The sequence below is a fragment of the Comamonas humi genome (assembly GCF_054782535.1).
This window is the reverse complement of the sequence record NZ_BAAGSH010000010.1, coordinates 17,038-37,599: the sequence shown is the minus strand read 5'-3', so window position 1 is coordinate 37,599 and position 20,562 is coordinate 17,038. Positions and strand designations below refer to the sequence as shown.

The window sequence follows — 20,562 nt, the reverse complement described above, 5'->3', positions numbered from 1 at the left end:
GAAACCCGGCTCCCTGGAGCCGGGTTTTTTTGTGCCCGGTCCGGCCGTCCGGCCGAGGCCGGCGGACTGGCATCAGTGGCGGTGGTCGGCCCGCCGCGCCAGGCGTTCGCCGGCGAACTGCAGCAGCGACACCAGCGCCACCAGGATCACGATCACCTCGAACATCACGCGGGTCTCGTAGCGTTCGTAGCCGTAGCGGATGGCCAGATCGCCCAGGCCGCCGGCGCCCACTGCGCCCGCCATGGCGGAGGCATTGACCATGGCGATCACGCTGACCGTGATGCCGCCGATGATGCCGGGCAGGGCTTCGGGCAGCAGCACATGGCGCACGATGTGCCAGCGCTTGCAGCCCATGGCGCGGGCGGCTTCCACCAGGCCCCGGTCCACGTCCTGCAGGCTCACCTGCGCGATGCGGGCGAAGAAGGGGATGAGGTTGACCGACAGCGGCACCACGGCGGCCCAGGTGCCCAGCGTGGTGCCGACGATGGCGCGCGTCACCGGCAGCAGCGCCACCAGCAGGATGATGAAGGGCACGGCGCGGAAGACGTTGACCGTGATGGACAGCGCCTTGTGCAGGCGCGGCCGCGCATACAGGCCCTGCGGCGCGGTCACGGTCAGCACCACGGCCAGCAGCAGCCCGGCGGCGATGGCGATCGCCGCCGACACGCCCACCATCAGCAGCGTTTGGCCCAGGGCCTGCACATATTTTTCAAGCGGCGCTGCCGGCATAACCCATGACCTCCAGTTGATCGGCGCCGATGCGCTGGCGCAGTTGTTCCAGCTCTGCCGCACCACCCAGTAGGGCGGAGGCCGGCAGCGACACCAGCAGCCGGCCCTGGGCATGGCCGCGGATGCGATCGAGCCCGCCGTGCAGCAGCGTGGCCCCGGGGCCCAGCACGGCCAGCGCCTGCAGCGGCAGGCCCGTTGCATGGCGCGCGCCGTTGAAGCCCAGGCGCAGCACGGCCTGGTTGGCGTAGTCGTCGGGCCTGGCCTGCAGTGCGCGGGCCAGCTCGGGCGGAAAGTCTTCGCGCAGCGGCTGCAGCAGGGCCTGCGTGGCAGCGGCCTGCGGCGTGGCGAACACGCGCCAGACCTCGCCCAGCTCCTGCATCTCGCCGCGGTCCAGCACCAGCACGCGGTCGCACACGGCGCGGATCACGGCCATGTCGTGCGTGATGAGCACGATGGTGAGCCCCAGCTTGCGGTTGATGTCGCGCAGCAGCGCCAGGATGGACTGCGTGGTCTCCGGGTCGAGTGCGGACGTGGCCTCGTCGCACAGCAGCACCTCGGGCTCATGCACCAGCGCGCGGGCGATGCCCACGCGCTGCTTCTGCCCGCCCGAGAGCCTGGCCGGGTAGGCCTGGGCCTTGTCGGCCAGGCCCACCAGGTGCAGCAGCTCGTCCACCCGCTGCTTGACCAGGGCGGGGCGCACGCCGGCCACGCGCAGCGGCAGCGCGATGTTCTCGAACACCGTCTTGGCCGACAGCAGGTTGAAGTGCTGGAAGATCATGCCCACCTTGCGGCGCAGCGCCACCAGCGCGTCCTCGCCCAGCGTGGCGGGATCGACGCCGTGGATGGACACGCTGCCCTGCGTGGGCAGCTCCAGCGCGTTGATGGTGCGCAGCAGCGTGGACTTGCCGGCGCCGCTGCGGCCGATGATGCCGAACACCTCGGCGGGACGGATGTCGAAGCTCACGGCGCGCAGCGCAGGCGCCTGCGCGCCGGGGTAGGACTTGCCCACCCCGTCGAACACGATGTGCGGTGCGACCTGCACCGGTGGCGGCATGGTGGTCATGGTCGTCAAAAGGCCGGTACCAGCGAGCCCTGGTACTGGCTCAGGATGTACTGGCGGATGGTGTCGTTCTGGAACGAGGCGAGCAGCGGGCGCACCCACGGTGCCTGCCGGTCCGCGCTGCGCACGGCGATCACGTTCACGTAGGGGTTGTTTTCCAGCCGCTCGACCGCGATGCCGTCGCGCGTGGCGATCAGCCCCACCTGGTACGAGAAGGTGTTGATGATGGCGGCGGCATCCAGGTCGGGCAGCGCGCGGGCCAGCACATTGGTGGCGCTCTCCACGATCTCGACCTTGCGCGGGTTGGCCACGATGTCGGCCAGCAGCGCCGTCTGCGCGCGCGGGTCGAGCCCGTCGCGCAGGCGGACCACGCCGTGCTCCTGCAGCAGCGCCAGCGCGCGGGTCTGGTTGCTGGGGTCGTTGGGCACGCCGATGCGGGCGCGCTCGGGCAGGTCCTTGAGCGAGCGGTGGCGGCGCGAGTAGAAGGCCAGCGGCGCGAACAGGGTGTTGCCCACCGGCACGACCTGGTAGCCGCGCTGGCGCACCTCGTCCTTCAGAAAGGGCACGTGCTGGAAGGCGTTGGCGTCGAGGTCGCCGTTGTTCAGCGCTTCGTTCAGGCTCACCGAGCCGGCCAGCACCACCAGCTGCAGATCGAGGCCCTGGGCCTTGGCGATGCGGGCGACTTCGGCCCAGATCTCTTCGCCGGTGCCGCCGCGGATGCCTACGCGCAGCTTGTGGTTGGCGGCGTGGCCCGCCAGGGGCAGGGCGGCCAGGCCCGCCAGCAGCCGCCGGCGGTTTGTCGAGGGGATGGATGTCATGGCTTGCCTCAGAACGCCGGGATCACCGAGCCCTGGTACTTGGACTGGATGAACTGCCGCACTGGCTCGGACTGGTAGGCCGCGACCAGCGGCTTGACCCAGGACGCCTGTGCGTCCTTGGCGCGCACGGCGATGATGTTCACGTAGGGGTTGCGCTCGCGCCTTTCCACGGCGATGCCGTCGCGCGTGGCGATCAGGCCGGCCTGGTAGGCGAAGGTGTTGACGATGGCCGAGCTGTCCAGGTCGTCGAGCGAGCGGCTGAGCACCACCGAGGCGGCCTCCACCAATTGCACCTTCTTGCGGTAGGCCGTGATGTCCGCGAGGCCCGCCGTGCCCTTGAACGGGTCGAAATCGGGCCGCAGCTCCAGCACGCCCTGGTCGCGCAGCACGACCAGCGCGCGCGTCTGGTTGCTGGGATCGTTGGGGATGCCGATGCGCGCGCCCTCGGGCAAATCGGCCAGGCGCTTGTACTTCTTCGAGTAGAAGGCGATCGGCGAGATGTAGGTGTCGCCCGCCGAGACGAGCTGGTAGCCGCGCTGCTGGTTCTGGTCGCGCAGGAAGGGAATGTGCTGGAAGGAGTTGGCGTCGAGGTCGCCGTTGTTCAGCGCCTCGTTCGGGCTGGCGGCGCCGGAGATGACCACTGCTGACACGCGCAGGTCCTGGTCCTTGGCGACGCGCGTCACCACCTCCCAGATCTCCTCGTCCACGCCGCCGCGCACACCGACGCGCAGGGTCTGCGGAGCGGCCGCGAAGGCGCGGGTGGCAGGCAGGCCGGCCGCCAGCACGAGGCTGCCGGTGCTGCGCAGGAAGGTTCTTTTGTCCATGGCTGGGGGGCTTTCTTTGCTTCGATGGCTGCAGTATCGAAGCGCCGCCCCGGGCGGAACAACAAAGCTTTTCAGGTATGCAAATGCGCCGGCTGCATATCGGCAGGGGCCTGGCTGCGCAGCGCATCGACCATCCACTGCCCTGCCGGGCCGAGCGGCGCGCTGCGCCGGTGGATGGCGAACAGCGGCATGTGCAGGCCGCGCTCGCTGAGGTCGATTTCGCGCAGCGTGGCGTTGCGCAGATCGTCCTCGATCAGGCTGCGCGGCATGAAGGCCCAGCCCAGCCCGGCGCACAGCAGGGCGCGCTTGGAGCCCATGTCGGTCGTGAGGATCCGCTGCTCGGCGAACACCGAGAACATGCGGCCCGGCGTCAGCCCGCTGTGGTCGGTGAGCACGATCTGCGTGTGTTCGCGCAGCGCCTCGCTGGCGATCCTGCGTTCGGCGGCCAGCGGATGGTTCGGCGCGACGACGGGCACCAGAGGGGCTGCGGGCAAGGCATGGCTGGCCAGTTCGGGGGCGATCTCGGTGATCGCGGCCTGGATGCCCAGGACGTACTCCCCCGCCAGCACCCGCTGGGGCACGCCGTTCAGCACATCGGTACACAGGCGCAGCGCCACGCCGGGAAAGGCCTGGCGGAAGCGGGCCGTCAGTTCCACCAACTGGGCTGCGGGAAAGATGACGTCAAGCACCACGGACAACTCGGCCTCCAACCCCTGCGCCAACCCCTGGGCACGGGATTTGAGCTGGTCGACGCGGGCGAGGATGGCGCGCGCATCGGCCAGCAGGGCGTTGCCGTGGACCGTCAGCAGGGGCTTCCAGCCGCTGCGGTCGAAAAGCTCCACCTCGAGCGCGGCCTCAAGCTTGGCGATGGCATGGCTTACCGCCGACTGGGCTCGGCGCAGGTGGCGTGCGGCGGCCGAAAAACTGCCCTGGTCGGCAATCGCGACGAACACGCGCAACTGATCCAGGTTCAAAAGGTCCAGCATGATCGATGGAGTGGATTAATTCAATCTGAATTTTATCTCTTCCGTAGATTAAGAAAGGACCGCATCATCGGCGCATGTCCACTGAAAGCACAACCCTCCAGCGCTCCCAGGCGGAACGGACCCTCGCGCACCGCATGCCCGCCGACATCGTCATCGATGACGGCGACATGCGGCTGCTGCGCGCCTTGCCGCAGGCGCAGCAGACGGCGGTCGGCCCCTTCGTCCTCATCGACCACTACCGCCACCAGGGCCTGCAGGGCATCGGCGACCGGCCGCACCCGCATGCGGGCATCGAGGTGGTGAGCTACCTGCTCGAAGGCGGTGTGGCGCACCGCGACAGCCTGGGTTTCCAGGACCGGCTGGCGGCGGAGGATGCCCAATGGATCCGCGCCGGCCGCGGCATGCTGCATGCCGAGCAGCCGCTGAGCGGCCGCCATGGCCTGCAGCTCTGGGTCAGCCTGCCGCCAGAGCTCAAGCTGGCCGAGCCCAGCTACACGGCGGTGCGCGCGGCCGATATTCCCCGCGTCGACAGCGACGGCGCGTGTTTGTGGACTATCGCCGGCGAGGTGGGCGGCCTGCTCGGGCCGATGGCGCTGAGCGGCGGCGCCGTCTTCGCCCGCCTGCGGCTGGAGCCCGGGGCCGCGAGCACGTTCGATGTCGATCCGGCGCTGGAACTGGGGCTCTATGTGCTGGAAGGCTCCGTCGAGGTCGGCGGCGCCCGCCTGTGGGCCGGCGAGCTGGGGCTGCTCGGCGCCGGCCCGCAGCTCAGTGTTGCGGCACTGGGCGGCAGCGGTGCGGAGCTGGCCCTGATCGGCGGCCTGCCGGTGCAGGGCGACCTGCTGTTCTCCGGGCCTTTCGTCATGGACACGCCCGAGCGCCTGGCCCAGGCCCGGCTCGACTATGTGTACGGCCGCATGGGCCGCATGGATGGCGTGCCGTTCTGAGGCCCGCTACGGCAGGTTGGAGAGTTCGCGCAGGATCTGGCGCAGTTGCAGCGCCGTGGCCGGCTGCTTGGTCGGGTGCAGCGCCAGCGCGATGCCTATGGACGGCAGCACCTGTGCGTCCGACAGGCTGCGGAACACCACGTTCGCCGCCGCCGCCTTGGTGACCACGGCCGGCACCAGGGCCACGCCCAGGCCTGCGCCGACCAGGCTCACCAGGGTCTGCGCCTGCACCGCCTGCTGCTTGATCTGCGGCATGAAGCCGGCGTTCTGGCAGGCCAGCATCACCAGCGCATGCAGCCCCGGCACTTCGCCTGCGCGGTAGGTCACGAAGGGCTCGCCCGCCAGGTCGCGCAGCGCCAGCGCGGGCAGCTGCGCCAGCGGGTTGGTGGCCGGCAGCGCGGCGACCAGCATGTCCTTCTCGACCGGGATGATGTCCAGCCCGGTGGCCTCGGACACCGGGTAGCGCAGCAGCCCCGCGTCGAAATCGCCGCTGGCCACGCGCATGCCGATCTCGCGCGTGGTCGATTCGGTCAGCACCAGGTCGATGGCCGGGAAGCGGCTGCGGAAGATGGGCACCAGCGCTGGGATCATCGAGAACGTGGCCGAGCCGATGAAGCCGATGTGCAGCCGCCCGCGCTCGCCCGAGGCCGTGGCCTGCGACACGGCCTGCACCTGGCCGGCATGGTGCAGCGCGAGCCTGGCGCTCTCGAGCGCCGCGATGCCGGCGGCGCTCAGGCTGGTGCCGCGCCGGTCGCGCTCGAAGAGCTGCACGCCCAGGCTGTCTTCGAGCCGGCGGATCGACTGCGACAGCGGCGGCTGCGACATATGCAGCTGCTCCGCCGCCTGCCGGTAGTTCAGGGTTTCCGCCAGGGTCACGAATTGGCGCAGCTGGCGCAGTTCGATTGATATATTGGACATATCAGGTAAGCGCTAAATAGTCATAGACCTGGATGTGGAACATATCAAATAATGGCCCATTCGGCCAGAGTGCCGATCCCATAGAAGTAGCCATGGAGACGCAATTGCAAGGTCCTTTGTCAGGCGTGCGGGTGCTGGACCTGTCCAGCGTGGTGTTCGGTCCGCTGGCCAGCCAGGTGCTGGCGGACTATGGCGCCGAAGTCATCAAGATCGAGCCGCCCGGCGGCGACTCCACCCGCCACACCGGCCCGGCGGTCGAGGCGGGCATGGCGGCCATGTTCATGGGCTGCAACCGCAGCAAGAAAAGCGTGGTGCTGGACCTGAAGCAGCCCGCCGCGCAAGAGGCGCTGCAGGCGCTGCTGGCCACGGCCGACGTGTTCATGCACAGCATGCGGCCGCAAAAGCTCGCCAAGCTGGGCCTGGACCAGGCCAGCCTGCGCAGCCGCTACCCGCGCCTCGTCTATGCCGGCCTGCACGGCTTTGGTGAGGATGGCCCCTACGCCGGCATGCCCGCGTATGACGACGTGATCCAGGGCATGAGCGGCCTGGCCGACCTGATGCAGCGCCAGACCGGCGAGGCCCGCTACCTGCCAACCATCGCCGCTGACAAGACCTGCGGCCTGGTCGGGGCGCATGCCATCCTGGCGGCGCTGTTCGCCCGCGAGCGCACGGGGCAGGGCAGCTTTGTCGAGATCCCCATGTACGAAACCATGGTGGGCTTCAACCTGGTCGAGCATTTCTACGGCATGCACTTCACGCCGGCGCTGAGCGGCGCCGGCTACCCGCGCGTGATGGCGCCCTGGCGCAAACCCTACAAGACGCTGGACGGCCATGTCTGCATGATGCCGTACACCGATGCGCACTGGCGTCGCTTCTTCGACGCCGTGGGCCAGCCCGAGCTGGCGGGCGATGCGCGCTTTGCCGACCAGGCCAGCCGCACCCAACATATCGCCGAGCTGCTGGAGATCCTCAGCCAGCAGGTGCAAAAGCACGACACCCGGCACTGGCTGCAGACCTGCGAGCGCCTGGAGATCCCGGCTGCCCCGGTGGCACGCATGGACGAGCTGCCGCAGGACCCGCACCTGCAGGCCACGGGCTTCTTCGCCAGCGTGGCCGACCCGGCCATGGGCGAGGTGCGCTTTCCGCGCTCGCCGGTGCGCTTCGACGGCGCGCAGGCACCGATCACCATGCCGCCGCGCCTGGGCCAGCACACGGCCGAACTGCTGCGCGAGGCGGGCCTGAGCGATACCGACATTGCCCAACTTTCATCCTGACAAGACCATGAATATCACCAACGACATTCCCCGCATGGGCCAGGGCGTGTACTGGCAGGACCTGCAGGTCGGCCAGCGCTGGCGCACCTTCCGCCGCACCATCACCGAGACCGACCTGGTCAACTTCATCAACACCACCGGCATGCTCGAAGCCATCTTCATCGATGCCGAGTACGAGGGCGCCGCCATGCAGGGCCGCGCCGTGCCGGGGGCGCTGACCTACACCTTCATCGAAGGCTTCATCCTGCAAAGCATGATCCAGGGCACGGGCCTGGCCATGCTGGAGCTGCACCAGAAGATCCTCGCGCCGGTGCTGGTGGGCGACACCATTTCCGCGGTCGTTGAGGTCACCGGCGTGCGGCCCACGTCCAAGGGCAACCGCGCGGTCGTCACCTCGCTGATCCAGGTGTCCAACCAGCGCAGCGAGCCGGTGATGGAGTACACGGCCGTGCGCCTGCTCGCCGGCCGCCCCTGAAAGACAACAAGACCCCAGGAGACAAAGACATGACGATGCACCTATCCCGACGCCTGGCCACGGCCAGCTTGCTCACCCTGGCGGCGTTCGCTGTCATCCCAGCCCAGGCGGCCGACTGGCCCGCCAAGCCCATCACGCTGGTCGTGCCGTTCCCGCCCGGCGGGCCCACCGACATGGTGGCGCGCGTGCTGGCGCAAAGCGTGGGCGAGCAGCTCGGCCAGTCGGTGGTGGTGGACAACAAGCCCGGCGCCAACGGCAACATCGGCAACGCCTTCGTGGCCAAGGCGCCGGCCGACGGCTACACGGTGCTCTACAACACCTCGTCGATCGCGCTCAGCCCCTCGCTGTACAAGAAGCTGAGCTACGATCTGGGCAAGGACCTGGCGCCGGTCGCACTCACCGCCGTGGTGCCGCTGGGCCTGGTGGTCAATCCCAAGCTGCCGGTCAAGACGGTGGCCGAGCTGGCGGCGTATGCGAAGAAGAACCCCGGCAAGCTCTCATACGGCTCGGCGGGCAACGGCAACGTCACGCACCTCGCGGCCTTCCAGGTGGTGCAGCACTTCGCGCTGGAGGCCAGCCACGTGCCCTACAAGGGCAGCGCGCCGGCCGACGTGGACCTGGTCGCGGGCCAGATCGACTTCATGACCGACACCATCAACTCGGTCGCGCCCTTCATCAAGGACGGCAAGCTGCGCCTGCTCGCGGTGTCCACCGCCCAGCGGATGGCCAACTTCCCGCAGGCGCCCACGCTGGCCGAGAGCGGCATGGCCGGCTTCGAGGCCGGCGCCTGGCAGGGCGTGATGGTGCCGGCGCAGACGCCGCAGCCCGTGGTGGCGCGGCTGAACCAGGCCTTCCTGCACGCCTTGAAAGACCCGGCGGTGCTGGAGAAGCTGCGCGTGCAGGGCACCGAGCCGCTGGGCTCGACCCCGGCCGAGTACGGCGCCTACCTGCAGAAGGAGCTCAAGCGCTGGGCCGCGGTGGTCAAGAGCACTGGCGTGTCGCTGGATTGAGGCTTCAAAAAACATAGCTGCTGGCGCTGGTTATCACTGGGTTTCAAATATAAAAATATATGAAAACCAATATAGACAAGCGCGAGCAGCTATTCTTTTAGATAAAGGAGACAAGGCATATGTCGGTCATGGATTCACTGGCGCTCACGCGCATTCCCGCCGAGGGCGAGGCCCTGCGCGCCGAGATACGCGCGTTCCTGCAGAGCACGGTCACGCAGATCCCGGCGCACATCCGCGCCAAGTCCTGGGGCGGCTACAGCCCCGAGTTCAGCCGCGCGCTGGGCACCAAGGGCTGGCTGGGCATGACCTTTCCCAAGGCCTATGGCGGCAGCGAGATGGGCCCGTTCGCGCGCTACGTGCTGGCCGAGGAGCTGCTGAACTTCGGCGCGCCCGTGGGCTCGCACTGGATCGCCGACCGCCAGAGCGCGCCGCTGATCATCAAGTACGGCACCGAGGCGCAGAAGCAGCGCTACGTGCCCGGCGTGGCGCGCGGCGAAACCTATATGTGCATCGGCATGAGCGAGCCGGGCGCGGGCTCCGATCTCGCCAGCGTCAAGACCCGCGCCGTGCCCAACGAGCAAGGCTTTGTGCTCAACGGCCAGAAGATCTGGACCACCAACGCCCAGCACTGCCACTACATGATCGCGCTGGTGCGCACCTCGGGCAGCAGCGAGGACCGGCACAAGGGCCTGTCGCAGGTCATCGTCGACCTGAAGCTGCCCGGCGTGACGGTGCGGCCCATCGAAGACCTGTCGGGCGACAGCCACTTCTGCGAGGTGTTCTTCGACAACGTGCAGCTCGCGCCTGATGCGCTGATCGGCGCCGAGGGCCAGGGCTGGGAGCAGGTGACGGCCGAGCTGGCCTTCGAGCGCAGCGGGCCCGAGCGGCTGTTCTCCAGCATCGTGCTGTTCGACGAGTGGCTGGCCTTTCTGCGTACCGAGCAGGCGCCGCGCGCGGAATCGCTCAGGCTCGCGGGCCAGGTCTTCACGCGGCTCGCGCCGCTGCGCGCCATGTCGGTCGCGGTGCAGGAAAAGCTGGTGCAGGGCCAGAGCCCCATCGTCGAGGCCGCGCTGGTCAAGGACCAGGGCACGGTGCTGGAGCAGTACATCGCCACGGCCATCGCCGACGACGTGATGTCGCGCGAGGCCGAGGAGGGGGCGGCGCAACTGCCGCCCGAGCTGCTGCGCACGCTGAACTACGTGAGCCTGGTGGCACCGAGCTTCACGCTGCGCGGCGGCACGCGCAGCATCCTGCGCGGCATGATCGCGCGCGGCCTTGGATTGCGTTGAAGGAGCACGAACATGGACCATTTGATTGTGGATGCGCTGCGCGACCTGCTGGCGGACCAGTGCACGCCCGGCGCGGTGCGTGCTATTGAATCGGAAGCTGCCAGCGCAGATACAGCGGGCGCTACAGGCCAAAATGCCTTGAAACTCTGGCAGGCGATCAGCGAATCGGGCTTTGCCGACCTGCTGGTGGCCGAGGAGGCCGGCGGCGCCGGGCTGGCGCTGCGCGACGTGTTCGCGGTGCTTGAGCTGCTGGGCCAGCACGCGCTGCCGCTGCCGCTGGCCGAGACCCTGCTGGCGCGCGCCTGGTGTGCGCAGCAGGGCGTGGCCGCGCCCGATGGCGTGAATGGCCTGGTGGCCTTCGCACCGCAAGCCGTGCTGTCGGCGCAGGAGCTGCTGGCGCCCGCCGTGCGCGGCGCGCGCTGCGCCGGCTGGGTGTTGGCCGCGGCCGGCGGCGAATGGCGCTTGCTGTCGGTGGCGCAGGCCCAGGCCGCGCCGGGCATCTTCGCACTCGACGCCGAGCTGCGCTGGCCGCGCGCCGCGTGGGATGCCGCGCCGGTGCTGAGCGCGGCCGCCGACCTGCACACCGCGCAGGCCGGCCTGTATGCGGCCCTGCTGGCCGGGGCGCTGCAGAACGTGTTCCACCGCACGCTGCAGTTCGCCAACGAGCGCCAGCAGTTCGGCCGCGCCATCGGCAAGTTCCAGGCCATCCAGCACGAGCTGAGCATCATGGCCGAGCATGTGTCGTCGGCACGCATGGCGGCGCAGATCGGCTGCGAGTCCGCCGACCTGCGCTTCGACGCGCTCAAGGTCGCCGTGGCCAAGGCCCGCGCCAGCGAGGCGGCGGTGGAGGTGGCCTCGCTCGCGCACTCCATCCACGGCGCCATCGGCTTCACCGCCGAGTTCGACCTGCAGTTGTTCACACGCCGCCTGCACCTGTGGCGGCAGACGGCCGGCGCTGAATCGTTTTGGCAGCTGCGCGCCGGGCAGGCCCTGGTCGCGCACCCGGGCATGACGCTGGACCTGGTCCGCCAGGTGACGGACCGCATCGCGGCCTAGGGCCTGTTCGCCTAAAACTGGGAGTGCGAAGGATGAATGCCGGGATGCAGCGCTAGACGCGGTGCCCAGCCAATAGCCGTCGCTATTGGTTGGGTGCCGTAACAACGCGATGCGCCCGGCATTCATCCTTCCCTTTGGGTTGCCCCGCCGTGGGGCGCCTGCTTTGTCGCCCGGTATTCCCCATAGCTACGGCTATGGGGAATACCGGGCTTCGCGCATCCATCCCCACGGCGGGGCAACGCATCTCCCAGTTTTAGGTGAACAGGCCCTAGTCGGCCTGGTCGGCCGATGCGGGCCGTGGCTCCAGCTTGCGGCGCAGCAGCAGCTGCAGGGGCCGCTCGAAGCCGTGGTAGATGGGCCAGGCCAGGCCCATCACCACGGCGATGAAGCCCAGCAGGAACCAGCCCGAGTCCACGGCCGCCCGGCTGCCCACCACGCCGTCGAGCACCAGCAGCGCGACGAGCTGCACCGGGATGTGGATCAGGTACGAGGCATAGGACAGGTTGCCCAGGCCGGTGCCCCACCGGCCCACCGAGATACGGCTTTGCTCCAGCGCGGCGGCCAGCCAGGTCAGCGCGGGCAGCAGCATCCTCTGCAGCACCGCCGACACCGGCAGCTGGTCGCTGGCCAGCGCCGCCACCGCGATGCACGAGGCCAGCGCCGCGGCCGCCAGGTTCAGCCCCGGGCCCCAGCGCTGCACGAAGCCCTGGTTCCACTGCTGGACCACGCCGCCCAGCGTGAACATCACCATGCACAGGAAGAGGTCGATCGGCGCCAGGCGGCTGCAGACCCAGGCGGCGACCAGCCACGCCAGGCTGCTGGCCAGCGTCACGCGCACGTTCCTGAGGTAGACGAGGAACAGGCCCAGCACCAGCAGCTCCACCGACAGCGACCAGACCGGGTAGTTGAACGAAAACCCCGTCTGCAGGCCCCAGGCCGACGCGAAGAACACATGCAGCGTGAAGTGGTAGGCGTCGTTGGCCGGGTAGATCTGGAAATGCCCCAGCCACTGCTGGCTGGCCACCTGCAGCGCCGCGACCAGGCACAGCGTGGCGAAGTGCAGCGGGTACAGGCGCGCGAAGCGCTGGCCCAGGAAGACGCGCACGGCGATGTCCCTGCGCTGGCCGTAGATGTGGAAGAAGGTGAAGCCCGACAGCAGCCAGAACCACTGCACCCGCCACAGGCCACCATAGGAGTAGGCCCACTCCAGCCAGGCGAACCAGGGCTGCTGGCTGGGCTCCCAGTCCACTGGCAGGCCCTCTGCCGTGGGGTAGTAGAAGTGCTGGTAGTGCCAGATCAGCACCGAGACCGCGACCAGGCCGCGCAGCAGGTCGATGTTGCAGATCCGGGCGGGAGTGGAGGGCGGCTGCACACGGGGCTTTCGTCGGGAAGGCGTCCAGGCCGGGCCGCGTAGCAGGCGGGCAGGAATGGAGTTGCAGATTTTGCCAGCGAAGGCGCCATTTCTGCGGCCGCGACGCCCAGGCTGCGGGTTTTCAGCTATGGTTCAGCCTGTCGCAAAAAGCAGAGGAAACCTCCATGAGCCAGAACGCAGAAGTGCTTGCCCAGATCCAGGGCCGCATCGGCATGATCACCCTGAACCGGCCCAAGGCGCTGAATGCGCTGTCGCTGTCCATGGTGCGCGACCTGATGGCGGTGCTGCGCGCCTGGCAGCACGACGATGCGGTGCGGGCGGTGGCGATCCGCGGCTCGAACAAGGACGGGGTCTTCGGTGCCTTCTGCGCCGGCGGCGACATCCGCTTCCTGCACCAGGCGGGCAGCCAGGGCGATCCGCAGGTCGAGGACTTCTTCACCGAGGAGTACGCGCTCAACCACCTGATCCACAGCTTCGGCAAGCCCTACATCGCCTTCATGGACGGCATCGTCATGGGCGGCGGCATGGGCATCAGCCAGGGCGGCACGCTGCGCATCGTGACCGAGCGCACCAGGATGGCCATGCCCGAGACCCTGATCGGCCTGTTCCCCGACGTGGGCGGCGGCTACTTCCTGTCGCGCTGCCCCGGCCATGTGGGCGAGTGGCTGGCGCTGACCGGCCATGCCATCGCCGCGGGCGACGCCATCCGCTTCGCGCTGGCCGACGGTTACCTGCCCGCGGAGCGCCAGCAGGCGGTGTGGGACGGCTTGGCGCAGGGCACGTTCGCCAGCGGCGCCGAGGCCGAGGCCTGGGTGCGCTCGCAGCTGGCCCCCGCGCCGCAGGCGCAGACCACGGCGCTCGACGAGATCGAGCACTTCTTCGCGTTGGACTCGGTGCCGGCCATCATCCGGGCGCTCGAAGCCGCCGGCGGCGAATTCGCCCAGCACACGGCCGCCGCGCTGCGCGCGCGCTCGCCGCTGATGCTGCACGTGGTGCTGGAGCAGATCCGCCGCGCGCGCGGCCTGCCGCTGGCCGACGACCTGCGCATGGAGCGCGACATGGTGCGCCACTGCTTCTACCTGCGCCCCGGCCAGAGCGAGACCATCGAAGGCATCCGCGCGCTGGCGGTGGACAAGGACCACAGCCCGCGCTGGAGCCCGGCGCACATCGAGGACGTGACGGATGCCATGTGGCAGGCGTTCTTCGAGAGCCCCTGGCCCGCCTACGCGCACCCGCTGGCGCATCTGCAGGATTGATCTGCAAGAATGATAGCTATCAGCGCTTGCCCTGTATGGGCTAGAGGCTGATTTGGCTTGATATTCTCGTCAGGGTCTCACCACCTTCCACAGCCCGCCGGCCATGCCATCGCCCAGCTTGTCGCCGGGCTTGCTGTCCTTGGCGAAGTAGTACAGCGGCTGTCCCTTGTAGGCCCACTGGCGGGTGTTGTCGGTGCGGGCGATGATGGTGTAGTCGCCCGTGGGCTGGGCGGCGGGCGCCACGGTCAGCGGAGGCCAGTTGGTGGCGCACTGGCTGTAGCAGGCCGAGGTGCCGCTGCCGGCCATATCCTTGGTGAAGACATACAGCGTGCGGCCCTCGGGGCCGATCAGCGTGCCATCGGCGGCGCGCGTCGGCGTACTGGTCTTGGGGGCCGAGCCGAACATGCTGCAGCCCGCCAGCAGCGCGGCGGACAGGGCGACGGTCGAAAGGGTGAGCGGACGGACCATGGCGAGGCTCCTTGGGAGTGGACGACCCCTTCACTGTAGGAAGGCGCGCCGCAGCCCGGTGTCGGACATGGGCCCGACATGGACGGTGCGCGGCCGCTCAGCGGTTGCGGCTCTTCATCGCGCGCTCGACCTCGCGCTTGCCTTCGCGGTCCTTGATCACGTCTCGCTTGTCGTGCTCGGCCTTGCCCTTGGCCAGCGCGATCTCGCACTTGGCGATGCCGTTCTTCCAGTACAGGTGGGTGGGCACCAGGGTGTAGCCCTTCTGCTCGACCTTGCCGATCAGGCGGCGGATCTCCTCCTTGTGCATCAGCAGCTTCTTGAGCCGGGCGGCATCGGGGTTGACGTGCGTGGACGCGGTCTTCAGCGGGTTGATCTGGCAGCCGATCAGGTACAGTTCGCCGTCCTTGATGACCACGTAGCCGTCGGTCAGCTGCGCCTTGCCGTCGCGCAGCGCCTTCACCTCCCAGCCGTGCAGCACCATGCCTGCCTCATGGCGCTCCTCGAAGAAATAGTTGAACGCTGCCTTCTTGTTATCTGCAATGCGCGAGTTGGAATTGTTTGTCTTGGCCATAATCCGCAATGTTAGGCCCAAAAGGCAGAATCCAAGCCGTAAGCACGTTCTCAGCGGCAAAACAAGTACAAGCGAACACAGGCTGCATGAAAACCGTCCATAAATCCGTGCTGATCTGGTACAGCCCCCAGGAGATGTTCAACCTGGTGGCCGATGTGCCGCGCTACCCCGAGTTCCTGCCGTGGTGCGATTTCGCGCGCGTGCTCGAACAGCACCCCGACGGCGTCACCGCCGAGGTCGGCATGTCGCTGGGCGGGCTGAAGAAGTCCTTCGTCACCCGCAACACCCACACGCCGGGCGAGCAACTGCGCATACAGCTCGTGCAGGGGCCGTTCTCGCAGCTCGAGGGCATCTGGCGCTTTCTGCCGGTGGGCGACGGCACGCAGCGCGCCTGCCGCGTCGAGCTGGACCTGAGCTACGGCTTCAGCAGCGGGGCGTTGGGGGCGCTGGTCGGGCCGGTCTTTGACAAGATCGCGGCCAGCATGGTCGATGCCTTCATCCAGCGCGCCGAGAAGGTCTATGGCTGACGCCGCGATCCAGGTCGAGCTGGTCTGGGCCGATGAGGCCGGCCACGCGCAGTCGCTGGAGCTGGCATTGCCCGCCGGCAGCACGATAGACGCCGCGCTGCAGCAGGCCGTGAAGGAGCCCGGCTCACCAGTGCCGCAGGGCCTGCCTGCAGGCGTGTGGGGCCGGCGCATGCCGGGGCAGACCCCGCTGGCCGACGGCGACCGGCTGGAACTCTACCGACCGCTGAAGGTGGACCCCAAGCGCGCGCGCCGCGAGCGCTTTGCACGCCAGGGCGCCCGGGCGACCGGGCTGTTCGCCAAGCGCAGGCCCGAGGCCAAGTCCGGGTACTAGCCCCGGTCCTATTCGCAGTTGGAGGCGATGGCCTGGTCTACGCGCTGTACTTCGTCGGCGCGCTGGGCATCGTTCAGGTACACCATCTGGCCCTGCTCGTTGGGCATGCGGATCGCGCGGCCCGTGGCGAACATCGACTGGGCCTGGCGCGCGCGCTGGCAGTTGTCCGCCTTGACAGCCTGGTTGCGCGCTTCCTGATCGCGCTTCTTGTCGGCCTCGGCCTTTTCAGCGGCCAGCTTCTTGGCTTCCAGCTCCTTGTCCTTGCCGGCGGCCTTGTCAACTGGTGCGGCGGCAGGCTTGGCGTCGGCCTCGGGGCTGGCGGCCTCCTGCAGTCCCGTGGCGGTGCCCGACGACTTGATGCCCGCGAGGCTGCCATAGCCCTTGGGGCGCGAGACGATGCGTTTCTCGGGCACATCCGCTGGCGGGGGACGGTCGCTGAACACCTTGTGTCCATCCTTGTCCAGCCATTGCCATTGCGCCATGGCGCAGGTGCTGGTGACCGCGAAGAGGGCAGGCCATACGAATGCGAGCAATTTCATGCGCGTGAGTGTAGCTCCGGCGCCTGGGGTTGCCTATGCCGCTGTTGGGCGCAAAGTACACCCGTGCCAAGCGCGATTTATGTGAAAGACGCTAGAATCTTTCTTTTGGAGCTTACTCATGCGCCTGATCGGAAAAGCGCTCACCTTCGACGACGTCTTGTTGGTGCCCGCCTACTCCCAAGTCCTGCCCAAGGACACGTCCCTCAAAACCAAATTCTCCCGCAACATCTCCCTGAATCTGCCGCTGATCTCGGCCGCCATGGACACGGTGACCGAAGCGCGGCTGGCCATTGCCATTGCGCAAGAGGGCGGCATGGGCATCGTGCACAAGAACCTCACGGCCGAGCAGCAGGCGGCCGAGGTCTCCAAGGTCAAGCGCCATGAATCGGGCGTGGTGCTCGATCCGGTGGTCATCACCCCCGAGCATACGGTGCTGCAGGTGCTGCAGCTGTCCGAAGAGCGTGGCATCTCGGGCTTCCCGGTGTGCGACGGCGGCAAGGTCGTCGGCATCGTCACCAGCCGCGACCTGCGCTTCGAGACGCGCTACGACGTCAAGGTGCGCGAGATCATGACCCCGCGCGAGAAGCTCATCACCGTCAACGAGCGCGACGAGATCACGCCCGAAGCCGCCAAGGGCCTGCTCAACAAGCACAAGCTCGAGCGCTTGCTGGTGGTCAACGATGCCTTTGAGCTCAAGGGCCTGATCACCGTCAAGGACATCACCAAGCAGACCACCTTCCCCAATGCCGCCCGCGACAAGTCGGGTTCGCTGCGCGTGGGCGCCGCGGTGGGCGTGGGTGCCGGCACCGAAGAGCGCGTGGAACTGCTGGTGCGTGCCGGCGTGGACGCGATCATCGTCGACACCGCGCACGGCCACAGCAAGGGCGTGATCGAGCGCGTGCGCTGGGTCAAGCAGAATTTTCCTCAGGTCGACGTGGTGGGCGGCAACATCGCCACCGGCGCGGCGGCGCTGGCGCTGGCCGAGGCAGGCGCCGATGCGGTCAAGGTCGGTATCGGCCCCGGCTCCATCTGTACCACCCGCATCGTGGCGGGCGTGGGCGTGCCGCAGATCATGGCCATCGACAGCGTGGCCCAGGCGCTGCAGGGCACGGGCGTGCCGCTGATCGCCGACGGCGGCATCCGCTTCTCGGGCGACATCGCCAAGGCGCTGGCGGCCGGTGCATCGACGGTGATGATGGGCGGCATGTTCGCCGGCACCGAAGAGGCTCCGGGCGAGGTCATCCTGTACCAGGGCCGCTCGTACAAGAGCTACCGCGGCATGGGCTCCATCGGCGCGATGCAGCAGGGCTCGGCCGACCGCTACTTCCAGGAAGCCACCACCGGCAACCCCAATGCCGACAAGCTGGTGCCCGAGGGCATCGAAGGCCGCGTGCCCTACAAGGGCTCGATGGTCTCCATCGTCTACCAGATGGCCGGCGGCGTGCGTGCCTCCATGGGCTACTGCGGCTGCGCCACCATCGAAGAGATGAACAACCAGGCCGAATTCGTGGAGATCACTGCCGCAGGCATCCGCGAATCGCACGTGCATGACGTGCAGATCACCAAGGAAGCGCCGAACTACCGCGCCGACTGATCGCCTCGAATCTGACCAGATTGTGTAATTCTGGTCTCAATGCTAAAATCTGGTCTGAATTTGATTTCAGGCCAGATTTTTCTTTTTCCAGCGATGCAATCCGTCGGTATCTACGAAGCCAAGACCCGCTTTTCCGCCCTGATCGAACTGGTCGAGCAGGGCGAGGAGGTGCGCATCACCCGCCACGGCAAAGAGGTGGTGCGCATGCTGCCGGTGCGCCGCCGCCCGGTGATCACCGACGAGCAGATCGCCCGCGAACTGGAACACATGCAGGCGCTGCAGGCCACAGTGCGCGCACCCCAGGCACCCGACTCCACCACCAGGCTGCGCCACGCAGGCCGGAGCAAGGCATGAGCGCCTTCGTGCTCGATGCCTCCGTCACCGCCGCCTGGCTGCTGCCCGATGCTGCCAGCACGCACACGCAGCGCCTCTATGCCCGCATCCGCCGCGACGAGGTGGACCCGCAGGCTCCAAACCTCTGGCAGTGGGAGTGCGGCAACCTGATCGCGTCCGGCGTCAACAGCGGCCGCATTCCCTATGCCTCGGTCGAAGGGCTGTGGGGCGTGCTAGAAGCCATCCGCCACCGGGTGGAACTGCATGAGCTGGCACCCGCGCAGCACAAGGCCGTGCTCGACGTGGCGCTGGATACCGGCCTGCCCGTTTACGACGCTGCCTACTTGTGGCTGGCGCAGTCGCTGCGCCTGCCGCTGGCCACCTTTGACGAAACCCAGATCGCCGCTGCCCGCAAGCGCGGCATAGCGCTGCTGGCGCCCGAAGATTTCTGAACCCTCCATCCACCTTTGCCCGAGATGACCATGCAACACGACAAGATCCTCATTCTTGACTTCGGCTCCCAAGTCACCCAGCTCATCGCCCGCCGCGTGCGCGAGGCCCATGTCTACTGCGAGGTCCATCCCTGCGATGTGAGCAGCGACTGGGTGCGCGAATTCGCCGCCGACGGCAAGCTGCGGGGCGTGATCCTGTCGGGCAGCCATGCCAGCGTGTACGAGGTGGACGACCGCGCGCCGGACGCCGTGTTCGAGCTGGGCATTCCGGTGCTCGGCATCTGCTACGGCATGCAGACCATGGCCAGCCAGTTGGGCGGCAAGGTCGAAGGCTCGAACACCCGCGAGTTCGGCTATGCCGAGGTGCGCGCGCACGGCCACACCAAGTTGCTGGAGGGCATCGAGGACTTCGCCACGGCCGAGGGCCACGGCATGCTCAAGGTCTGGATGAGCCACGGCGACAAGGTCACCGAGCTGCCCCCGGGCTTCAAGGTGATGGCCTCCACGCCGTCGTGCCCCATTGCCGGCATGGCCGACGAGGCTCGCCGCTACTACGCCGTGCAATTCCACCCGGAAGTCACCCACACCGTGCAAGGCCAGGCACTGCTGAACCGATTCGTGCTCGATATCTGCGGCACCCAGGCCGACTGGATCATGGGTGACTACATCGAGGAAGCCGTTGCCAAGATCCGCGAACAGGTCGGTGACGAGGAGGTGATCCTGGGCTTGTCCGGTGGCGTGGACTCCTCCGTGGCTGCCGCACTGATCCACCGAGCCATTGGCGATCAGCTCACCTGCGTGTTCGTCGACCACGGCCTGCTGCGCCTGAACGAGGGCGACATGGTGATGGAAATGTTCGAGGGCAAGCTGCACGCCAAGGTGGTGCGCGTCGATGCCAGCGACCTGTTCCTGGGCAAGCTGGCCGGCGTCAGCGACCCCGAGGCCAAGCGCAAGATCATCGGCGGCCTGTTCGTCGACGTGTTCAAGGCCGAAGCCGCCAAGCTCAAGGCCAGCGGCCAAGGGCACAAGGGCGCGACCTTCCTGGCCCAGGGCACGATCTACCCCGACGTGATCGAGTCGGGCGGCGCCAAGAGCAAGAAGGCCGTCACCATCAAGAGCCACCACAACGTCGGCGGCCTGCCCGAGCAACTGGGCCTGAAGCTGCTGGAGCCGCTGCGCGACCTGTTCAAGGACGAGGTGCGCGAGCTGGGCGTGGCCCTGGGCCTGCCGCGCGAGATGGTCTACCGCCACCCCTTCCCGGGCCCGGGCCTGGGCGTGCGCATCCTGGGCGAAGTGAAGAAGGAATACGCCGACCTGCTGCGCCGCGCCGATGCCATCTTCATCGAGGAACTGCGCAACTTCAAGGACGAGGCGACCGGCAAGACCTGGTACGACCTGACCAGCCAGGCCTTCGGCGTCTTCCTGCCGGTGAAGAGCGTGGGCGTGATGGGCGACGGCCGCACCTACGACTACGTGGTGGCGCTGCGCGCCGTGCAGACCAGCGACTTCATGACCGCTGACTGGGCCGAACTGCCTTACGCGCTGCTCAAGAAGGTGTCTTCGCGGGTTATTAATGAAGTCCGCGGCATCAATCGCGTGACCTACGACGTCAGCTCCAAGCCGCCGGCAACGATCGAGTGGGAGTGATTCCGGGGTTGGACTTAGCCAGAACATCCCGGCACTGAAATCACTTGAAGCCCGCATGAATGCGGGCTTTTTTGTATTTGCATTGACAG

Annotated in this window: 23 protein-coding genes; 13 read left to right on the top strand and 10 right to left on the bottom strand. The window is 68.0% G+C overall.

Going from position 1 to position 20,562, the window contains the following annotated elements; all coding sequences use genetic code 11:
- Positions 1-72: 72 nt before the first annotated feature.
- The 5 genes from ACYVKR_RS12875 to ACYVKR_RS12855 form a co-directional block, all read right to left on the bottom strand.
- A complete protein-coding gene (locus tag ACYVKR_RS12875) occupies positions 73-729 on the bottom strand; it encodes a methionine ABC transporter permease (RefSeq protein ID WP_460481309.1) in 657 nt (218 codons plus the stop codon).
- On the bottom strand, positions 710-1,792 hold the full coding sequence (locus tag ACYVKR_RS12870) for a methionine ABC transporter ATP-binding protein (protein WP_460481388.1): 1,083 nt from the start codon (positions 1,790-1,792) through the stop codon (positions 710-712). The genes ACYVKR_RS12875 and ACYVKR_RS12870 overlap by 20 nt, the downstream gene beginning before the upstream one ends.
- Before the next feature lie 5 nt (positions 1,793-1,797).
- On the bottom strand, positions 1,798-2,607 hold the full coding sequence (locus ACYVKR_RS12865; RefSeq protein WP_460481308.1) for a MetQ/NlpA family ABC transporter substrate-binding protein: 810 nt from the start codon (positions 2,605-2,607) through the stop codon (positions 1,798-1,800).
- 8 nt (positions 2,608-2,615) lie between these two features.
- Complete coding sequence (locus ACYVKR_RS12860) at positions 2,616-3,431, bottom strand: MetQ/NlpA family ABC transporter substrate-binding protein (protein WP_460481307.1); 816 nt, start codon at positions 3,429-3,431, stop codon at positions 2,616-2,618.
- Between the two features lie 71 nt (positions 3,432-3,502).
- The gene (locus ACYVKR_RS12855; RefSeq protein WP_460481306.1) at positions 3,503-4,417 is read right to left on the bottom strand and encodes a LysR family transcriptional regulator; all 915 of its coding nucleotides are present in this window, start codon (positions 4,415-4,417) and stop codon (positions 3,503-3,505) included.
- Positions 4,418-4,491: 74 nt separating this feature from the next.
- Here ACYVKR_RS12855 and ACYVKR_RS12850 point away from each other — a divergent pair, with 74 nt between their 5' ends.
- A complete protein-coding gene (locus tag ACYVKR_RS12850) occupies positions 4,492-5,361 on the top strand; it encodes a pirin family protein (protein WP_460481305.1) in 870 nt (289 codons plus the stop codon).
- Positions 5,362-5,367: 6 nt separating this feature from the next.
- Here ACYVKR_RS12850 and ACYVKR_RS12845 read toward each other — a convergent pair whose 3' ends face one another.
- The gene (locus tag ACYVKR_RS12845; RefSeq protein ID WP_460481387.1) at positions 5,368-6,264 is read right to left on the bottom strand and encodes a LysR family transcriptional regulator; all 897 of its coding nucleotides are present in this window, start codon (positions 6,262-6,264) and stop codon (positions 5,368-5,370) included.
- A 107-nt stretch (positions 6,265-6,371) separates the two neighbouring features.
- Between ACYVKR_RS12845 and ACYVKR_RS12840 the strand changes: the two genes are divergently transcribed.
- The 5 genes from ACYVKR_RS12840 to ACYVKR_RS12820 all read left to right on the top strand — a co-directional run bounded on the left by ACYVKR_RS12840 (position 6,372) and on the right by ACYVKR_RS12820 (position 11,383).
- Positions 6,372-7,553, top strand: coding sequence for a CaiB/BaiF CoA transferase family protein (locus ACYVKR_RS12840; RefSeq protein ID WP_460481304.1), 1,182 nt, complete (start codon positions 6,372-6,374; stop codon positions 7,551-7,553).
- 7 nt (positions 7,554-7,560) lie between these two features.
- Positions 7,561-8,028 (top strand): MaoC family dehydratase, encoded by a 468-nt coding sequence (locus ACYVKR_RS12835; protein ID WP_460481303.1) that lies wholly within the window; start codon positions 7,561-7,563, stop codon positions 8,026-8,028.
- 29 nt (positions 8,029-8,057) lie between these two features.
- Positions 8,058-9,038 (top strand): Bug family tripartite tricarboxylate transporter substrate binding protein, encoded by a 981-nt coding sequence (locus ACYVKR_RS12830; protein ID WP_460481302.1) that lies wholly within the window; start codon positions 8,058-8,060, stop codon positions 9,036-9,038.
- A 119-nt stretch (positions 9,039-9,157) separates the two neighbouring features.
- On the top strand, positions 9,158-10,327 hold the full coding sequence (locus ACYVKR_RS12825; protein ID WP_460481301.1) for an acyl-CoA dehydrogenase family protein: 1,170 nt from the start codon (positions 9,158-9,160) through the stop codon (positions 10,325-10,327).
- A gap of 12 nt (positions 10,328-10,339) precedes the next feature.
- Positions 10,340-11,383, top strand: coding sequence for an acyl-CoA dehydrogenase family protein (locus tag ACYVKR_RS12820; protein WP_460481300.1), 1,044 nt, complete (start codon positions 10,340-10,342; stop codon positions 11,381-11,383).
- A 268-nt stretch (positions 11,384-11,651) separates the two neighbouring features.
- Here the strand turns inward: ACYVKR_RS12820 and ACYVKR_RS12815 are convergent, their stop codons facing one another.
- On the bottom strand, positions 11,652-12,755 hold the full coding sequence (locus ACYVKR_RS12815; RefSeq protein WP_460481299.1) for an acyltransferase family protein: 1,104 nt from the start codon (positions 12,753-12,755) through the stop codon (positions 11,652-11,654).
- Between the two features lie 164 nt (positions 12,756-12,919).
- Between ACYVKR_RS12815 and ACYVKR_RS12810 the strand changes: the two genes are divergently transcribed.
- Positions 12,920-14,011, top strand: a complete 1,092-nt coding sequence (locus tag ACYVKR_RS12810; RefSeq protein ID WP_460481298.1) for an enoyl-CoA hydratase/isomerase family protein — start codon at positions 12,920-12,922, stop codon at positions 14,009-14,011.
- 69 nt (positions 14,012-14,080) lie between these two features.
- On the opposite strand, the gene ACYVKR_RS12805 is transcribed toward ACYVKR_RS12810, so the two are convergent.
- Both ACYVKR_RS12805 and smpB read right to left on the bottom strand, forming a co-directional pair.
- Positions 14,081-14,479 (bottom strand): COG4315 family predicted lipoprotein, encoded by a 399-nt coding sequence (locus tag ACYVKR_RS12805; protein ID WP_460481297.1) that lies wholly within the window; start codon positions 14,477-14,479, stop codon positions 14,081-14,083.
- 97 nt (positions 14,480-14,576) lie between these two features.
- Positions 14,577-15,050: an SsrA-binding protein gene (gene smpB, locus ACYVKR_RS12800; protein ID WP_460481296.1), complete on the bottom strand. Its 474-nt coding sequence runs from the start codon at positions 15,048-15,050 to the stop codon at positions 14,577-14,579.
- Positions 15,051-15,136: 86 nt separating this feature from the next.
- Between smpB and ACYVKR_RS12795 the strand changes: the two genes are divergently transcribed.
- Together ACYVKR_RS12795 and ACYVKR_RS12790 are read left to right on the top strand one after the other, a co-directional pair.
- Positions 15,137-15,577 carry a type II toxin-antitoxin system RatA family toxin gene (locus tag ACYVKR_RS12795; RefSeq protein WP_460481295.1) on the top strand — a complete coding sequence of 147 codons (441 nt, stop codon included), beginning with the start codon at positions 15,137-15,139 and terminating at the stop codon, positions 15,575-15,577.
- On the top strand, positions 15,570-15,908 hold the full coding sequence (locus tag ACYVKR_RS12790) for an RnfH family protein (protein WP_460481294.1): 339 nt from the start codon (positions 15,570-15,572) through the stop codon (positions 15,906-15,908). The genes ACYVKR_RS12795 and ACYVKR_RS12790 overlap by 8 nt, the downstream gene beginning before the upstream one ends.
- A gap of 8 nt (positions 15,909-15,916) precedes the next feature.
- On the opposite strand, the gene ACYVKR_RS12785 is transcribed toward ACYVKR_RS12790, so the two are convergent.
- Complete coding sequence (locus ACYVKR_RS12785; RefSeq protein WP_460481293.1) at positions 15,917-16,447, bottom strand: DUF4124 domain-containing protein; 531 nt, start codon at positions 16,445-16,447, stop codon at positions 15,917-15,919.
- 118 nt (positions 16,448-16,565) lie between these two features.
- Here ACYVKR_RS12785 and guaB point away from each other — a divergent pair, with 118 nt between their 5' ends.
- The 4 genes from guaB (at position 16,566) to guaA (ending at position 20,473) form a co-directional block, all read left to right on the top strand.
- The gene (gene guaB / locus ACYVKR_RS12780) at positions 16,566-18,041 is read left to right on the top strand and encodes an IMP dehydrogenase (RefSeq protein ID WP_460481292.1); all 1,476 of its coding nucleotides are present in this window, start codon (positions 16,566-16,568) and stop codon (positions 18,039-18,041) included.
- 93 nt (positions 18,042-18,134) lie between these two features.
- Positions 18,135-18,395 (top strand): type II toxin-antitoxin system Phd/YefM family antitoxin, encoded by a 261-nt coding sequence (locus ACYVKR_RS12775; protein ID WP_460481291.1) that lies wholly within the window; start codon positions 18,135-18,137, stop codon positions 18,393-18,395.
- A complete protein-coding gene (locus tag ACYVKR_RS12770) occupies positions 18,392-18,826 on the top strand; it encodes a type II toxin-antitoxin system VapC family toxin (protein ID WP_460481290.1) in 435 nt (144 codons plus the stop codon). The genes ACYVKR_RS12775 and ACYVKR_RS12770 overlap by 4 nt, the downstream gene beginning before the upstream one ends.
- Before the next feature lie 30 nt (positions 18,827-18,856).
- Positions 18,857-20,473 (top strand): glutamine-hydrolyzing GMP synthase, encoded by a 1,617-nt coding sequence (gene guaA / locus ACYVKR_RS12765; RefSeq protein ID WP_460481289.1) that lies wholly within the window; start codon positions 18,857-18,859, stop codon positions 20,471-20,473.
- Positions 20,474-20,562: the final 89 nt, after the last annotated feature.

Bases quoted from the DNA above. Each gene is read 5' to 3' on its own strand.
- smpB (WP_460481296.1), bottom strand. From the start codon at position 15,050: ATGGCCAAGACAAACAATTCCAACTCGCGCATTGCAGATAACAAGAAG.
- ACYVKR_RS12835 (WP_460481303.1), top strand. From the start codon at position 7,561: ATGAATATCACCAACGACATTCCCCGCATGGGCCAGGGCGTGTACTGG.
- ACYVKR_RS12790 (WP_460481294.1), top strand. From the start codon at position 15,570: ATGGCTGACGCCGCGATCCAGGTCGAGCTGGTCTGGGCCGATGAGGCC.
- ACYVKR_RS12850 (WP_460481305.1), top strand. From the start codon at position 4,492: ATGTCCACTGAAAGCACAACCCTCCAGCGCTCCCAGGCGGAACGGACC.
- ACYVKR_RS12805 (WP_460481297.1), bottom strand. From the start codon at position 14,479: ATGGTCCGTCCGCTCACCCTTTCGACCGTCGCCCTGTCCGCCGCGCTG.
- guaB (WP_460481292.1), top strand. From the start codon at position 16,566: ATGCGCCTGATCGGAAAAGCGCTCACCTTCGACGACGTCTTGTTGGTG.
- ACYVKR_RS12865 (WP_460481308.1), bottom strand. From the start codon at position 2,607: ATGACATCCATCCCCTCGACAAACCGCCGGCGGCTGCTGGCGGGCCTG.
- ACYVKR_RS12870 (WP_460481388.1), bottom strand. From the start codon at position 1,792: ATGACCACCATGCCGCCACCGGTGCAGGTCGCACCGCACATCGTGTTC.
- ACYVKR_RS12840 (WP_460481304.1), top strand. From the start codon at position 6,372: ATGGAGACGCAATTGCAAGGTCCTTTGTCAGGCGTGCGGGTGCTGGAC.
- ACYVKR_RS12825 (WP_460481301.1), top strand. From the start codon at position 9,158: ATGTCGGTCATGGATTCACTGGCGCTCACGCGCATTCCCGCCGAGGGC.
- ACYVKR_RS12830 (WP_460481302.1), top strand. From the start codon at position 8,058: ATGACGATGCACCTATCCCGACGCCTGGCCACGGCCAGCTTGCTCACC.
- ACYVKR_RS12775 (WP_460481291.1), top strand. From the start codon at position 18,135: ATGCAATCCGTCGGTATCTACGAAGCCAAGACCCGCTTTTCCGCCCTG.
- ACYVKR_RS12785 (WP_460481293.1), bottom strand. From the start codon at position 16,447: ATGAAATTGCTCGCATTCGTATGGCCTGCCCTCTTCGCGGTCACCAGC.
- ACYVKR_RS12820 (WP_460481300.1), top strand. From the start codon at position 10,340: ATGGACCATTTGATTGTGGATGCGCTGCGCGACCTGCTGGCGGACCAG.
- ACYVKR_RS12770 (WP_460481290.1), top strand. From the start codon at position 18,392: ATGAGCGCCTTCGTGCTCGATGCCTCCGTCACCGCCGCCTGGCTGCTG.
- guaA (WP_460481289.1), top strand. From the start codon at position 18,857: ATGCAACACGACAAGATCCTCATTCTTGACTTCGGCTCCCAAGTCACC.
- ACYVKR_RS12875 (WP_460481309.1), bottom strand. From the start codon at position 729: ATGCCGGCAGCGCCGCTTGAAAAATATGTGCAGGCCCTGGGCCAAACG.
- ACYVKR_RS12810 (WP_460481298.1), top strand. From the start codon at position 12,920: ATGAGCCAGAACGCAGAAGTGCTTGCCCAGATCCAGGGCCGCATCGGC.
- ACYVKR_RS12795 (WP_460481295.1), top strand. From the start codon at position 15,137: ATGAAAACCGTCCATAAATCCGTGCTGATCTGGTACAGCCCCCAGGAG.
- ACYVKR_RS12855 (WP_460481306.1), bottom strand. From the start codon at position 4,417: ATGCTGGACCTTTTGAACCTGGATCAGTTGCGCGTGTTCGTCGCGATT.
- ACYVKR_RS12860 (WP_460481307.1), bottom strand. From the start codon at position 3,431: ATGGACAAAAGAACCTTCCTGCGCAGCACCGGCAGCCTCGTGCTGGCG.